The sequence below is a fragment of the Flavobacterium palustre genome, assembly GCF_014639535.1.
Lineage (GTDB): Bacteria > Bacteroidota > Bacteroidia > Flavobacteriales > Flavobacteriaceae > Flavobacterium > Flavobacterium palustre.
On the sequence record NZ_BMGA01000001.1, the window covers coordinates 661,859 to 676,874 of the forward strand.

Consider the following 15,016-nt stretch of genomic DNA (forward strand, 5'->3'; position numbering starts at 1 on the left):
TTGAGAGAAAAACAAAGATAGAAAAAAACTCCATTATCCGACTATGAGCCTAATTTGATTTTAAAGTTTTTATAGTCCGGCCGATATATTTTTTAGTATTTTTGGGAATCAAAAAAAGAAAATAAATGAGAATTGTATCTTATAATGTCAATGGAATTCGGGCGGCAATTTCAAAAGGATTTATCAATTGGTTAGAACAGGCAAAACCCGATGTGGTTTGTCTTCAGGAAATTAAAGCCACACCGGATCAACTTCCGTTAATGGATTTTGAAATGGCAGGATATCCTTATCATTATTGGTTTCCGGCTACAAAAAAAGGCTACAGCGGTGTTGCTATTTTATCAAAAACAAAACCTAAAAATGTAATTTATGGCACAGGAATTGAGCACATGGACTTCGAAGGACGAAATGTTCGTGTTGATTTTGATGATTTCTCAGTTATGAGCCTTTATTTGCCATCAGGGACTAATATTGAAAGACTCAACCATAAGTTTCAGTTTATGGATGATTTTCAAAATTATATCAATGATTTGAAAAAGGAAATTCCAAATCTTATCATTTGTGGTGATTACAACATTTGTCACGAAGCCATAGATATTCATGACCCAATTAGAAATGCAAAAGTCTCCGGTTTTCTTCCCGAAGAACGTGCCTGGCTGGATGCTTTTCTTAAAAATGGATTTATTGACAGTTTCCGGTTTTTAAACAAAGAACCCGGCAATTATTCCTGGTGGACAGTACGTGTAAAAACTGCCAGAACAGATAATAAAGGCTGGCGTATTGATTATTGTTTGGTTAGCGAACCTTTGAAAGACCGAATTAAAAAAGCACTTATTTTGCCCGAAGCAAAACATTCTGACCATTGTCCCGTTCTTGTAGATATAGAATAAATTAATACCAATTGCAATATCAATGACAATGTCAAAAAACAATTAGGTTCCAATAAAATTAAATAAAAATGATAAAAAAAATTTCCTTAGGCTTGTTAGTTTTAGCGCTTTCAACCTCTTGTGTTTCTAAAAAAATCTACACCGATTTAGAAAACAAATACACCGATTTAAAGAAAGAAAACAGAAGTTTATCGGATGAAAATGAGGCGCTTTTGAAAGATAAAAATCAATTGGAATTAGAGCGTGATGCTTTGAAAAACGATTTGGCGAAATTGAAATCCGAACGTGATAAATTAACCACCGATCAAAAAGCATTAAACGAAAAAATAGCCCGTTTGCAGGATTCTTACAATGCTTTGGAAAAAAACAGCAACGATGCTTTGCAATCTAACTTGAAAAAGAATCGTGATTTATTAGCAGAATTGGAAGCCAAACAAAAAGCGCTGTCTATTGAACAGGAACGCTTAAGCAAAAGTGCACAACGCCTGAAAGAATTAGAAGACATGATTGCGGCTAAAGAAGCTACGATGCGAAAACTAAAAGAAACCTTATCCAAAGCCTTAAACGGTTTCGAAGGCAAAGGTTTGACAGTAGAACAAAAAAACGGAAAAGTATATGTCTCTATGGAGAACAAATTGCTTTTTAATTCCGGTAGTTGGGCAGTGAGTTCAGAAGGTAAAAAAGCAGTAGTTGAATTAGGAAAAGTACTAGCTGACAATCCGGATATTGCCGTACTTATTGAAGGTCATACCGATAACGATCCTTATGGCGGTTCAGGACCAATTGCTGATAACTGGGATTTATCAACTAAAAGAGCCACTGCAATTGTGGGGATTTTGAGCGAAAACAAAGGAATCGACAAAAAGAATTTGACTGCCGCCGGAAGAGGGGAATTTTCGCCTTTGGCTACTAATGAAACGGCTGACGGAAAAGCGAAGAATCGCAGAATCGAGATTATTTTAACACCAAGGTTAGACGAAATTGCCGAGATGTTGAACGAAATCAATTAGAGATTTATTAAAATAAAAGCTAAAAAGGTTCGAAGTACTGCTTCGAACCTTTTTTTGTTAAAAATATAAAAAGGGCAATCGTAATCAGAATAACTAATTTTTATATTTGTTTTCAATTAACTTAGTCCCTTAGAAACTTAGCATCTAAAAAAAAATGATATACACAAACTTACCTGATACGAATATAAAAGTGAGCAAAATATGTTTGGGAACAATGACTTTTGGCGAACAAAACACAGAAGCCGATGGTCATGCCCAAATGGATTATGCTCTGGAAAAAGGAGTTAATTTTTTTGACACCGCCGAGATGTATTCGGTACCGGCGCGTCAGGCAACTTATGGAAGTACCGAAAAAATTATCGGAACCTGGTTTAAAAAATCAGGAAAAAGAGAGGAGATTGTTTTGGCTTCAAAAATTGCCGGACCTAATCCAAACTTTGGTTACATGCGTGAAAAGAATGATTTTTCGCCTGCCAGCATCAAATACGCTTTAGATAAGAGTTTGCAGCGTTTACAAACGGATTATATCGATTTGTACCAATTGCACTGGCCGGAGCGAAAAACCAATTTCTTTGGGCAACGCGGTTTTAAAGTTCAGGATGATGTTTGGGAAGACAACATCCGATTGGTGCTGGAAACTTTAGAAGGATTCATCAAAGAAGGGAAAATCAAACACATCGGACTTTCGAATGAAACACCCTGGGGAATCATGCGTTTTCTGGAAGAAAGTAAATACAAACATTTGCCAAAAATTAAAACGGTTCAAAATCCGTATTCTTTACTAAACCGCCTTTTTGAAGGAGGTTCAGCCGAAATCTGCATGAGAGAAAATGTAGGTTTACTGGCTTATTCTCCATTGGCTTTTGGAGTTTTGTCCGGAAAATTTTTAACCGGATTTGATCATCCTAATGCCCGAATCAGACTCTTTCCTCAATTTTCAAGATATAATAGTGCCGAATGTACTGAGGCAACTAAATCCTATAGCCAGATTGCAAAAAAACACGGCATTTCATTAGCACAAATGGCTCTGGCTTTTGTAAACCAACAGGCATTTGTAAGCAGTAATATTATTGGAGCGACTAATTTGGCACAACTGAAAGAAAACATCACTTCAATTGATGTGGTTTTATCAGAGGAGATTATCAACGAAATCAATGCCGTTCATGCTGTAATTCCTGATCCGGCACCTTAATTTTTTAACCACAAAGGGCACCAAGTCTTTACGCAAAGACACACCAATTTTTTAAACAAACCATTAAGAAATTAAGATTGTTAAGAAAAACTCTTCTTCATAAACTTAATTTCTTAATGGTTTATTTTATCAAATTTTTTGAATGTTTCAAACAAAAATTAAAACTCAAATTCTTCATCAATTTTCAGAGAATCAACAACAGCTGTATCTTTTACTTTTATGCGAAGTAGTGATTTAGCGGGACCGGTTAAAACCGTTTGTTGTTTTTTGAAAATAGTATCATCAACCGTAAGCAATCCGCGTTTTATCATCAGATTAGTCAGGAAAGAAACCTGATTCATTGCCGATGCTTTCAAATTGCCTTCGTCATTAAACTGATACATGAATTTTTTCGGACTTGGAATAACACGTGCCAGAAACAAACATTCGTTAAAAGTCAAATCAATCGGCATTTTTTGGAAATAATACTGTGCTGCTTCACCTATTCCATACACATTTGGCCCCCATTCGATAATGTTAAAATACACTTCCAACATACGGTTTTTGCTCACAATTCGGTTGTTTTCCAAGATGTAAACCAATAAAATTTCTTCCAGTTTTCTGGACAGCGTTTTTTCTCTGGTCAGAAAAACATTTTTAATCAATTGCATACTAATGGTACTTGCTCCCCGACTAAATTTTCTGGTTCTGATATTTTTAGCAATTGACTGTTTGAAGGCTTCGTTTATAAAACCACGATGCGAAAAGAATGAAGGATCTTCGGTAGTCAGAACACATTTTTGCAAATAAGGCGAAATTTGGTCAAGTGGCGTATAATTCGCATTGGCTGTACCCACTAAAACCGGACGCTGCAACACACCATTAATGATGGCTCTATAAGCAAATTCGCCGTTGAGTTTAGTTAAATTGGCTTCGCCATACTTTGTAATTCTGAGATTTTCTTTCTTTAAATTACTGTCAAAAATCAAACGGTTGGGTTTGTTTTTATTGTATTCAAAATCCAGATTATAATTAAAAGTTCCTTCGGCTTCCATGCCTTGAAAATGCGTAAACAAACCATCAGGCAGCGAAGTGATAAAATCCTGCGCTTTCATTTTCGGGATATTGACTTTGAGCTTATAAATAGTATCTTCTTCTGTTTCGTAAGCCAGATAAGGATGAAATTTTACTTTATTAAATTGCACCGTAGAACTGCTGTCCACCGAAACAAAATCAGAACCTAAAAGCAGGCGATAATCAAAACGGGCATTTTTAATCAGTACATCTTTTTGAGCAATTCGTTTATGATTGATTTTTAAATTGGTTATCGAGCTAAAGCCGTCAATATGGAGCTCGCCTCCGCTTTTATCTATATTTTCAATATTTAACCGAATGGAATCAAAGCTCGAAATCAAATTGTATCGTTCGTCAAAATAAGGTACTTTAATGGCACCTGTATCGATGTTAAAAAATCGAATATCCGCTTTTTTGCGTCTTGGGTCGGCAAAACCTTTTATTTTCCAGCGTTGAGCAAAAGTATTGGTTTTTACATGTATCGAAGTTTCTAATTCTTTATTCGCCAATACTAATTTTTTGATGTCGATAGTCGCTTTTTTCCCGTTGTCGTTGAGTTTGAATTTTAAATTTTCAACGTCCATATCAGTGGGAATCAAATTGAGTACTCTGGAAATAATACGATAGGCAAAAGCGGCATAATCTTTTTTATCGGTACTTTGTTCTTCATCTTTATTCCTTTTTAAAAAAGCAGCAAAATTTTTGACTTTTCCTTTTTTGGTTAACTGAACATAACCGTTTTTAATTTCTAAAGTTCCTAATTGAACGTCGCCAAATATTAATCGCCAAATATTAACAGACGTTCTGATTTTTTGGATATTAAACAAGGTATCAGCATTTCTGGGAACCAAAGTAATATCGGTAAGATTGATACCCGAAAGTCCTTCGAAAGCAGCTTTTTTTACTACAAAACGGCTGTTGTAATCCACTTCCATCTTGTTAGCCGTTTTAGTGATAATTTGCTGCAAAAGCATTTCTCTGAAACTAAAAAGTCCAATGATGGTAATGAATAAAAAAGCAACAAGAATTTTAGCAACTAAGATTATTTTTTGTCTTCGGGTTTTCATGAATTGGATAACATTTTGGCAAAAAGCTAAAATAGCAACTTTTTTTATTGGATTCAGAAACTTAACTTAAAGTTTAGGAAATGCTTTGTATTGGAGACAAATTTAGAAACAAAAAAATCTAAAAATTTTTAGTTTCTAAGTGTCACAACTGCTATTTTACGAATAAAACACTGTGACTCAACAAGCTATACAAATATGTTAAAACCCCCGAAAACACTGGGGTTAATGAGTGTTTTTATCTAAATTTGCACACTCAAAAAAAAATTAAAAATAAACATGAAAAAAGTTATTTTATCGGTAGTAGCCGTTCTAGCATTTGCATTTACAAATGCTCAGGAAACAAAAGAAACTGTAAAATTAGGAGTTAAAGCAGGAGCTAATTACGACTGGTTATCAACAGGAAGCCAATCTGTTTATGATTTACGTCCCGAAGTAGGATACCATGCAGGATTAGTTGCTGAATTCAAATTTTGTGATGCTTTTGCTATCCAACCTGAGATTTTGTATTCTTTTTCTAAATATAGTTTTGACGGAAATGGAAACAACAGTGGCAACGAATTAGAAATTAGCGAAATCGCTGTGCCGGTTATTGCTAAATTTTACCTTGTTAAAGGTTTGTCTTTGGAATTAGGACCACAAGCGGGTGTTATTGTAAAATCTGACATAAACGGAGAGGATGCTAATGATATTTTAAGAAAATACAACATTGCTGCTGTTTCAGGTTTAGCTTATGATTTTAACTCCGGAATTTTTATTCAGGCAAGATACAACTATAATTTCTTAGACTTACAAAACGGTCCAAAAGGAAATAATCGTTTTGGAATCCAGGCTTCTGTAGGATATAAATTCTAATTTTTTATAGAAATACTGATTAAAAACCACGCCAATCGCGTGGTTTTTTTTATGCTTAGTTACAGCTAAGTGTTTTAAAATCAAAAACAAAGGCTTATCTTTCATAACTAAACTACACCATCCATGAAAGATATCAATAGCATTAACAGAAATACAAAAGCGGCAGCAGTGCTGATTTTTGTAACCATTTTGCTTTTAATAAGCAATTATTTCATGGGATTGAATTCCAAAAAAACCAATGAAACGATTCAGGCAATCTACAATGATCGCTTAATGGTTAGCCATTATATTCTTCAATATACTCATGCAATTTATCAAATTAAAGAAACGGTAAGCAGCTTAAAAACAATCGATTCGGATAAGCAGCAATTGGTTCGGAACCGTTTAAAAACAATCCATGAAATTGACAAAAAATACCTGAAAACGATTTTAACTCCGGAAGAAAAAAAACAATTTCGGATTTTTCAAAATCAATGTATTGCTATACAAAACCAAAATAAAGACAAAAACTGGCAAAAAATAATCCAATTAAACCAACAAACTTTAGCTAGTTTAGAAATTTTAGCCCGAATTCAGGTTGATGAAGGCAAAACGGCACTGATAATAGCCAATGCCCTGCATGATGGCAATCGGTTTTTTGCGCAATTTGAGATTGCATTGTATATCATTCTAGCCTGTCTTTCGGCTTATTTACTCGTGCTGAAAAAAATGAAAGTCAAAATAAAAATCCCCGAAGAACCAAGCATGAATTAAGACCAACTTCCCGTTTTGAAAAAACGCATTATAATCAAAATTTCCTGCATGTTTTTCTTTTGAACATATCTTAATCTAGTGTTAATCCCGCTATTTTTAGAATAGAAAAATTATTTTTTAATCTATATTTGAAATGGACTAAAAATGCGAATTGTATGAATACGATAAAACCCCTCTTTCTTTCACTATTGTCGGCCTTGGTTTTAGCCGGATGTGGAGCTCAAAAACTACCTAATTACAAATCGTTTACAGCGATAACCGAAACAGGAGGTATTACTAAAAAAAAGCCTTTAACTGAAACCGAATTAAAGCGTTGGAGTCATTTTGACATTATAAAAGATACTGTTCCGGGGATGAGTGTGGACAGAGCTTATGCCGAATTATTACAAAACAGAAAAGCAAAAAAAGTAATTGTTGGCATTATCGATTCAGGCGTAGATATTGAACACGAAGATTTAAAATCGGTCATTTGGACCAATCCAAAAGAGATTCCGGGAAACAATATTGACGATGATAAAAACGGCTATGTTGACGACATTCACGGATGGAATTTTTTAGGCGATATTACCAAAGAAAATTTAGAATACGAAAGAATTGTTAAAGACAAAAGCATTACTGACGAAACAACCTATCAGGCAGCCAAAAAATTTAACGACAAAGTTGTAGCCGAAGCTCCTTTGTATAAAAACCACTACGCCAATCTCTTGAGCGAAATGCAGGAAGCCGATAAGGTTATCGCACAACAATTATCGAAAAATGTTTATACCGCAGCAGAATTGGACGCAATAGAATCGCAGGATGATTTGGTTCAAAAAAGCAAAGCCGTCATGAAAAAGATGTTTGCTTACGGCATGAGTACAAAAGCTTTGGAAGACTTTTTCAAAAAAGAAATCGAAAAAAATGAATCCATCATAAACGGCGACAACCTAAAACCGGATTACAGAAAGGTACTTGGTGACAATCCAAATGATATTTCGGATACTAAATATGGTAACAATAATGTAATAGGGCCTGATAAAGAAGAAGCACTTCACGGAACTCATGTGGCGGGAATTGTTGCTCAGGCAAGAAATAACAATATAGGAGGTGACGGAATTGCCGACAATGTGGCCATTCTTACCGTGCGCGCTGTTCCTGACGGAGACGAATACGACAAAGACATTGCTCTGGCCATTCGCTATGCGGTAGATAATGGCGCAAAAGTAATCAACGGAAGTTTTGGAAAATCCTTTTCGCCACACAAAAAATGGGTATTTGATGCCATAAAATACGCAGCCGAAAAAGATGTACTCATCATTCACGCCGCAGGAAATGACGCTAAAAACATTGACTATTTTGACAATTTCCCTAATGATTCTGAAGATAAAAAAATCGAGTTTTCAGACAATCTGATTACAGTAGGCGCCTTAAATTTTGAATATGGAACTAACATTATAGCCGGTTTTTCTAACATTGGAAAAATCAATGTGGATGTTTTTGCTCCGGGAGTAAAAATTTATGCTTCTATTCCAAATAACGAATATAAATTTTTAAAAGGAACATCAATGGCTGCGCCTAATGTAGCCGGAGTTGCAGCATTAATCCGTTCTTATTATCCTAAATTAAAAGCAGCTCAGGTAAAACAGATTATAATGGAATCGGGGGTGGCAATTAATAAAGAAGTAATTGTAGGTGGAAATGCAAAAGACATTCGTCCGTTTAATGAATTATCTAAAACAGGAAAAATAGTAAACGCCTACAATGCCATTTTAATGGCTAATACAATGGCAAAAAAATAAAAACATAATAATCTAATGGAAGAACGACAACATTCTTCCATTTTTTTATTGGATACAAATGAAATCGGGAAAGAATAATTTTTTACATCTATGAGAACAATCCTTTTAACAGCTTGTATTGTATGGAATAGTTTTTCACTTTTTGCCCAAAACACAACGTATTGGCAACAAAAAGCAGATTATAAAATGGATGTTGTTATGGACGTAAATAACTTCCGTTATCAAGGGAAACAGCAATTAATTTATACCAATAATTCTCCGGATACTTTAAAAAAAGTATATTACCATTTGTACAATAATGCTTTTCAACCGGGAAGTGAGATGGATTTCAGAGTCCGAAACATCAAAGATCCCGATGCCCGAATGATAACTAAAACCAATATTGATGGCGTTGAAGTAAAAGAAAGCCGCTTAAAAAATTTAAAAGCTGATGAAATAGGTTATTTAAACATCCGAAATTTTAAACAAGACGGTATTGCAACGGGAATAAAAACAACAGGAACAATTTTAGAAGTCGTTTTGGCTAAGCCCATTTTACCCCATTCCAAAACTACTTTCACTTTGGATTTTGACGGACAGGTTCCGGTTCAAATTCGCCGTTCGGGCAGGAATAATTCCGAAGGTGTGGCACTTTCTATGACGCAATGGTATCCTAAAATAGCCGAATTTGATTTCGAAGGCTGGCATACCGATCCTTATATTGCAAGAGAATTTCACGGAGTCTGGAGTGATTTTGATGTAAAAATCACCATTGACAAAGACTATGTTTTGGGAGGCACCGGTTATTTGCAAAATCCTAACCAGATAGGTCATGGTTATCAGGACAAAGGAGTTCAGGTAGTATATCCTAAGAAAACCAAAAAACTAAGCTGGCATTTTATAGCTCCTATGGTCCATGATTTTAGCTGGGCTGCCGACAAGGAATACCTGCATGATATAGTCAAAGGTCCTAACAATGTGGATTTGCATTTTTTATACAAAAACAACCCAAAAATAATTGAAAACTGGAAAAAACTGCAACCACTAATGGTGAAAGCAATGGATTTGTACAATAAAAATATTGGCAATTATCCCTACAAACAATATTCATTTATTCAGGGTGGTGACGGCGGAATGGAATATGCCATGTGTACTTTGATTCTGGGAAACGGTACACTGGAAGGAATTTTTGGTACCGCAACGCACGAACTGGGACACTCCTGGTTCCAGCATATTTTAGCATCTAATGAATCCAAACACCCCTGGATGGACGAAGGTTTTACCACTTATGTCGAAAATTTAATTAAAAATGAAATGGCGGTTGTAAAAGCACCAAATCCCTTTAAACAAAATTACCTTCTTTATACTAATTTAGTAAACTCAGGCAAGGAACAGCCGCAAACCACCCATAGCGACAGATACGACGAGAACCGACCTTACAGTATTTCGTCTTATATCAAAGGAAGTATTTTCCTGTCGCAATTAGGCTATTTAATAGGTCAGGATAAATTAGCAGAAACTATTAAACGTTTTTACAGGGATTTCAAATTCAAACATCCTACACCCAATGATATTAAACGAACTGCCGAACGAGTTTCGGGAGCGGAACTCGATTGGTATTTAACCGACTGGACACAAACCACCAATACCATCGATTACGGAATTACAGCAATTACAGAAAATGGCCAAGAAACAATTGTAAATTTAGAACGAATTGGCAGAATACCCATGCCAATTGACATACAGCTCGAATATGTGGATGGAACGATAGAAAGTTTTTACATTCCGCTGCGCATGATGTATTTTGAAAAAGCCAATCCTAATCCGGCCATCAAAAGAACCGTTTTAAATGATTGGACCTGGGCAAATCCAAAATATGAATTCACGATTCCAAAACCTAAAAACAGCATCAAAAAAATCACCATTGACCCCAGCGGTTTAATGGCCGATGTTAAATTAGAAAATAATAGTTTTGAAGTGAAATAAATTCAACCTTGCAATATGTTTTTTGGTAAACTGAAATTTAAAACTTTTAAAATCCGTAACTTAGTATTCCGCTAAACTTTATGATTATGAGAGTTTTATTTTTCTTTATCCTGGCTCTGACACTGCAATCCTGTGCTACAAAAAAGTACATTAAAACACAGCTGCTACCCGAAGGCCTACAATCGGCAACGGAAGAAACATACAAAGTAGTCGATAATCAGCAACAACTTTTGCAAAAAAAAGAAATGACTTTTACTGCAAATGGTCGCATCAAACATTCTAAAACGATGGATATCAACGGCAATGTATTGCAGGAAACCAAAAAGAAATTATGGTTTATTGTCGAATTATACCCCGGTAAGGAAACCTATTATTGCAAAACACGATGGAAACCCGGTCAACGGGAACGCATTAGCTGCTATACCCGAAAACAATACAAGGAAAACGAAAGCATATATCATTACAATACTGACGGAACCATCAATAAAATAGCAGATAATTTTACAACTTTCTACACCCGTTATTTTTATTACACCAATAATGAACTTTCCAGAATTGTTGTCAAAGACAAAAACAACCAACTTATTGATGAAATCTTAGTACGTTGTGAAACCAAAGATGAAAAAGGAACCTGCCTGAAACAAACCCGTATTTCGGTTATAACAAAGAATAAAGAAGAGATACGCTTCTCACCCAATTATGACCGCAAATAAAATGATTATAAATTAGCTCAATTTTATTGAATTACCTTGATTCTTGGCACTAAAAAGGCAATCAGAATTCCGAAAATTCCAATAAAAGCAAATGAAAATCGGAGGCCCATCAATTCGGCGATGTAACCAATTACGGGAGGCCCCATTAAAAACCCAAGGAAACTCACACTGGAAACCGCCGTTAAAGCTTCGCCGGGAGGAATTGTTGGGTGTTTTCCGGCCAAACTATACAATGTAGGTACAATAGTCGAAACGCCTAATCCTACCAACATAAAACCTATGGTTGAAGGAATTAAAAACGGCAAAAATACAGCTGTAAAAAGTCCGGTTGAGATTAAAATCCCACCTGTTTGTAATACTGTTTTTCTGCCAAATTTATTGATCATCCCGTCACCAAGAAAACGTCCGGTAGCCATCATAATCATAAAAGAAGTATAACCTAAAATGATTAAAGGTCCTGGTGCCTGAACAATATCTTTAAAATACAGTCCGCTCCAATCGAACATAATTCCTTCACTGGCCATCGAACCAAAACCAATGATTCCCAGCCAGATTAAAGCCGAATCCGGTTTTGAAAACAATTTTTTCTTCTCGGCAATTTTTCGTTTTTCTTTGGCTTTGACCAAATATTTATAATTGAAAATAATAAGCAATGCCGTGATAATTGCCACAATAATAAAATGATGATACGGAGTCATATTCAAAGCCAACATTCCCAGTCCAACCAAAGCTCCGGTAAAACCGGCAAAACTCCAAACGCCGTGAAACGAAGCCATAATAGTTCTTTTAAAAAGCTGTTCAGTATAAACGCCCTGAGTATTTACGGCAATGTTGTTCATGTTACCAAACATCCCAAAAACATACAATCCCAAAGCCAATTGCCAGGCATTGGTTGCCAAACCTAAATTCGTCAGACAAAAAGCATACATACTCAATGATAACACCACCAAACGATGACTGCCGTAACGAGTAACCAATTTTCCCGAAAAAGCCATCATGGTCAACTGCCCCACCGGTAAAGCAAAAAGAATAGATCCCAAATCGGCATCACTAAGATCAAGTGCTACCCTAATATCCGGAATCCTACTCGCCCAAGTGGCAAAACACAATCCCATTCCGAAATAAAAAGAAGCCACGGCAAAACGGACTCTGTTCAAATAAGAAAGTTTCGCATTTCTAAAACTCTTTTTGATTTTTCCTTGTGCTCTGAAGCTTCCTATAAAATTTAATCGTAACAAAGGCTTTGTGTTTTAGGGATTGAACTGCAAAAATACGAAAAGCAATTTTGACAGCCTGTTAATTTGACTGAAGCAGGCAATAATACATCGTTATCGTTTATAAGTTTATGCTCAGATGGAACGCAGATGAAACGGATTTTAGCAGATTAGCACAGATTTCAATAAAAACAAAAACCGCAAATTCGCAGATTTCATTTAATTTGCGAATTTGCGGTTATAAATTGTAACTGAAATATTTTATAAATCGACTACTCTTTTTTCCTTATTACTCTGGATGGCAGCTTCAATAATTTGCATCACTTTTGCGCCATCTTCAGCGGTTACAGGCTCGGCTGTATCATTAACAATCGAATTGTAAACCCCATCAAAAAAGTCGTAGTAATTCCCTTTAAGCGTAGGTATTTTTCCGTGCATGATTCTGCCGTCAATTTCAGTGTGTAAAAAACCTTCTTTGTCCAACGGTTCTGTTCCCCAGGAATCCAAATTTGGTTTTTTCATTACTTTCAAATCGTCTTCCTGAACATCACCACGCGGTTTTAAGAACGAACCTTTTTTACCGTGAATCACATAAGCAGGATTCGGTTCGCGCACAAAGAAACTCGCTTTCAGGCGAACTCTCAAATCATCATAATACAATAATAAATCTACCCAATCATCTACTACCGAGTTTTCACGGGTAGTTCTGATATCAGCGAAAACAGCTTTTGGAAAACCAAACAAATACAAAGCCTGATCAATTAAATGCGGACCCAAATCTTTCAAAATTCCGGAACCTGAATTCACGGTTTCCTTATGTGCTTTAGGACTCAAAAGCGGATTGTAACGGTCAAAATGGAATTCGGCTTCCACAATTTCGCCCAGAGCCCCATCTAATAAAATTTGGCGTACCATTTTCAAATCACTGTCCCATCTTCTGTTTTGGAAAACAGCTAACTTTAATCCTTTTTCTTTAGCTAAAGCATCCAATTCCTGCGCTTCGGCTACAGTTGTCGTAAAAGCTTTTTCGACAATCGCGTGTTTTCCTGCTTCAAGGACTTTTTTTGCATATTCAAAATGAGTATCAATTGGCGTATTTACCACTACCAAATCCGCATCTGAAGCTAATATTTCGTCAATAGACGCATAGCTTTTTACCTCAGGATAATCTTCCTGAATTAATTTTTTACTTCTTTCCCAGGAACCTAATAATTCAAAACCCGGATGCAATTCTAAAAAAGGTGCCTGAAACACTTTCCCCGACATCCCATAAGAAAGTAAGGCTGCTTTTATTTTTTTCATAGTTTTTTATTTGTAAAACATTAAAAATTATTTTTTCACCATTAAGCGATTAAGAAAAATTAAGCTTAAGTCTTAAAAAACTTAATGTCTTAATGGTTTCAATTATTAAATTATTCTTGTTTCGCTCTTTCATATTGTGGAGGCCAAACCACATCATCTCCTAATGCTCTCGCAAAATCCAATCCCAAATTAGGATTTCGCAACGATTCCCGGGCAAATAAAACCAAATCAGCTTTTTCGCTTTGCAAAATTGCCTCTGCCTGAATTGCTTCAGTTATCAAACCAACGGCTCCGGTTAAAATCCCTGTTTCTTTTTTAATTTTTTCAGCAAAAGAAACCTGATAGCCCGGCTCCAACGGAATTTTTTGGTGCGAAACCAAACCTCCCGAAGAAACATCGATTAAATCCACTCCTTTTTCTTTTAAAATTTCAGAAAATTGAATGGATTCTTCGATATTCCAGCCTCCTTCTGCCCAATCGGTAGCTGAGATTCGAACAAATAAAGGCAAATCAACAGGCCATTCGGATTGTACTGCTTCGAGAACTTCCATTGTAAAACGGATTCGGTTTTCAAAACTACCACCGTATTCATCGGTTCTGCTATTCGATAAAGGCGATAAAAACTGATGATTCAAATAACCATGAGCGGCATGAATTTCCAATACTTCATAACCCGCCTCGACAGCTCTTTTGGTTGCCGATTTAAAATCGGAAATTAGTTTTTGGATTCCGTTTTTGTCCAAAGCTTCCGGAAGAAAAGCTTCGGTATCATGGTAAGGAATCGCAGATGGAGCTATAGTTTGCCAACCACCTTCTGAAGACTGGAGTTTTTTATTGCCTTTCCAGGGCGACGAAACACTGGCTTTTCGTCCGGCATGCGCTAATTGAATGCCCGGAACAGCATTTTGACTTTTGATAAAAGCGGTAATGGCTTTCAATTTTTCTATATGTTCGTCCTTCCAAATTCCTAAATCTTCAGGTGAAATCCGTCCTTCGGGAGCAACAGCCGTTGCTTCCTGAATAACTAACCCCGCTCCGCCGCTGGCTCGGCTGCCTAAATGCACCAAATGCCAATCGTTAGCAAAACCATCAATTGATGAATATTGGCACATTGGAGAAATCACAACTCTGTTTTTTAGCGTAATACTTTTTATCGACAGTGGAGAAAATAATAAAGATGCCATACTATTTATTTTTAGAGAAACGTAAAGTTACGCTTCGCAAAGC

12 protein-coding genes are annotated in these 15,016 nt (G+C 36.0%); 8 read left to right on the plus strand and 4 right to left on the minus strand.

Translation table 11 applies throughout. The features are described 5' to 3' along the window. Window positions 1-125 precede the first annotated feature (125 nt). The 3 genes from IEV84_RS02745 to IEV84_RS02755 all read left to right on the plus strand — a co-directional run bounded on the left by IEV84_RS02745 (window position 126) and on the right by IEV84_RS02755 (window position 3,092). Window positions 126-890, plus strand: a complete 765-nt coding sequence (locus IEV84_RS02745) for an exodeoxyribonuclease III (RefSeq protein ID WP_188492184.1) — start codon at window positions 126-128, stop codon at window positions 888-890. 68 nt (window positions 891-958) lie between these two features. Further along, a complete protein-coding gene (locus IEV84_RS02750; protein ID WP_188492186.1) occupies window positions 959-1,900 on the plus strand; it encodes an OmpA/MotB family protein in 942 nt (313 codons plus the stop codon). Between the two features lie 154 nt (window positions 1,901-2,054). Further along, entirely contained in the window at window positions 2,055-3,092 is a 1,038-nt protein-coding gene (locus IEV84_RS02755) for an aldo/keto reductase (protein WP_188492188.1), read from the plus strand. A 158-nt stretch (window positions 3,093-3,250) separates the two neighbouring features. Here the strand turns inward: IEV84_RS02755 and IEV84_RS02760 are convergent, their stop codons facing one another. After that, complete coding sequence (locus IEV84_RS02760) at window positions 3,251-5,212, minus strand: transglycosylase domain-containing protein (RefSeq protein ID WP_188492190.1); 1,962 nt, start codon at window positions 5,210-5,212, stop codon at window positions 3,251-3,253. Window positions 5,213-5,488: 276 nt separating this feature from the next. Between IEV84_RS02760 and IEV84_RS02765 the strand changes: the two genes are divergently transcribed. From IEV84_RS02765 to IEV84_RS02785, 5 genes are all read left to right on the plus strand, one after another. Next, window positions 5,489-6,064, plus strand: a complete 576-nt coding sequence (locus IEV84_RS02765) for a porin family protein (RefSeq protein WP_188492192.1) — start codon at window positions 5,489-5,491, stop codon at window positions 6,062-6,064. Between the two features lie 123 nt (window positions 6,065-6,187). Then, a complete protein-coding gene (locus IEV84_RS02770; protein WP_188492193.1) occupies window positions 6,188-6,817 on the plus strand; it encodes an MCP four helix bundle domain-containing protein in 630 nt (209 codons plus the stop codon). 155 nt (window positions 6,818-6,972) lie between these two features. After that, window positions 6,973-8,595: a S8 family peptidase gene (locus IEV84_RS02775; protein ID WP_188492195.1), complete on the plus strand. Its 1,623-nt coding sequence runs from the start codon at window positions 6,973-6,975 to the stop codon at window positions 8,593-8,595. 90 nt (window positions 8,596-8,685) lie between these two features. Next, complete coding sequence (locus tag IEV84_RS02780; RefSeq protein ID WP_188492197.1) at window positions 8,686-10,560, plus strand: M1 family metallopeptidase; 1,875 nt, start codon at window positions 8,686-8,688, stop codon at window positions 10,558-10,560. Between the two features lie 86 nt (window positions 10,561-10,646). Beyond that, window positions 10,647-11,273: a hypothetical protein gene (locus IEV84_RS02785; protein ID WP_188492199.1), complete on the plus strand. Its 627-nt coding sequence runs from the start codon at window positions 10,647-10,649 to the stop codon at window positions 11,271-11,273. Window positions 11,274-11,296: 23 nt separating this feature from the next. Here the strand turns inward: IEV84_RS02785 and IEV84_RS02790 are convergent, their stop codons facing one another. From IEV84_RS02790 to IEV84_RS02800, 3 genes are all read right to left on the minus strand, one after another. Further along, the gene (locus tag IEV84_RS02790) at window positions 11,297-12,511 is read right to left on the minus strand and encodes an MFS transporter (protein ID WP_188492201.1); all 1,215 of its coding nucleotides are present in this window, start codon (window positions 12,509-12,511) and stop codon (window positions 11,297-11,299) included. 237 nt (window positions 12,512-12,748) lie between these two features. Next, window positions 12,749-13,789 (minus strand): Gfo/Idh/MocA family protein, encoded by a 1,041-nt coding sequence (locus IEV84_RS02795; protein WP_188492203.1) that lies wholly within the window; start codon window positions 13,787-13,789, stop codon window positions 12,749-12,751. A gap of 110 nt (window positions 13,790-13,899) precedes the next feature. Continuing rightward, window positions 13,900-14,973 (minus strand): NADH:flavin oxidoreductase/NADH oxidase, encoded by a 1,074-nt coding sequence (locus IEV84_RS02800; protein WP_188492205.1) that lies wholly within the window; start codon window positions 14,971-14,973, stop codon window positions 13,900-13,902. Window positions 14,974-15,016: the final 43 nt, after the last annotated feature.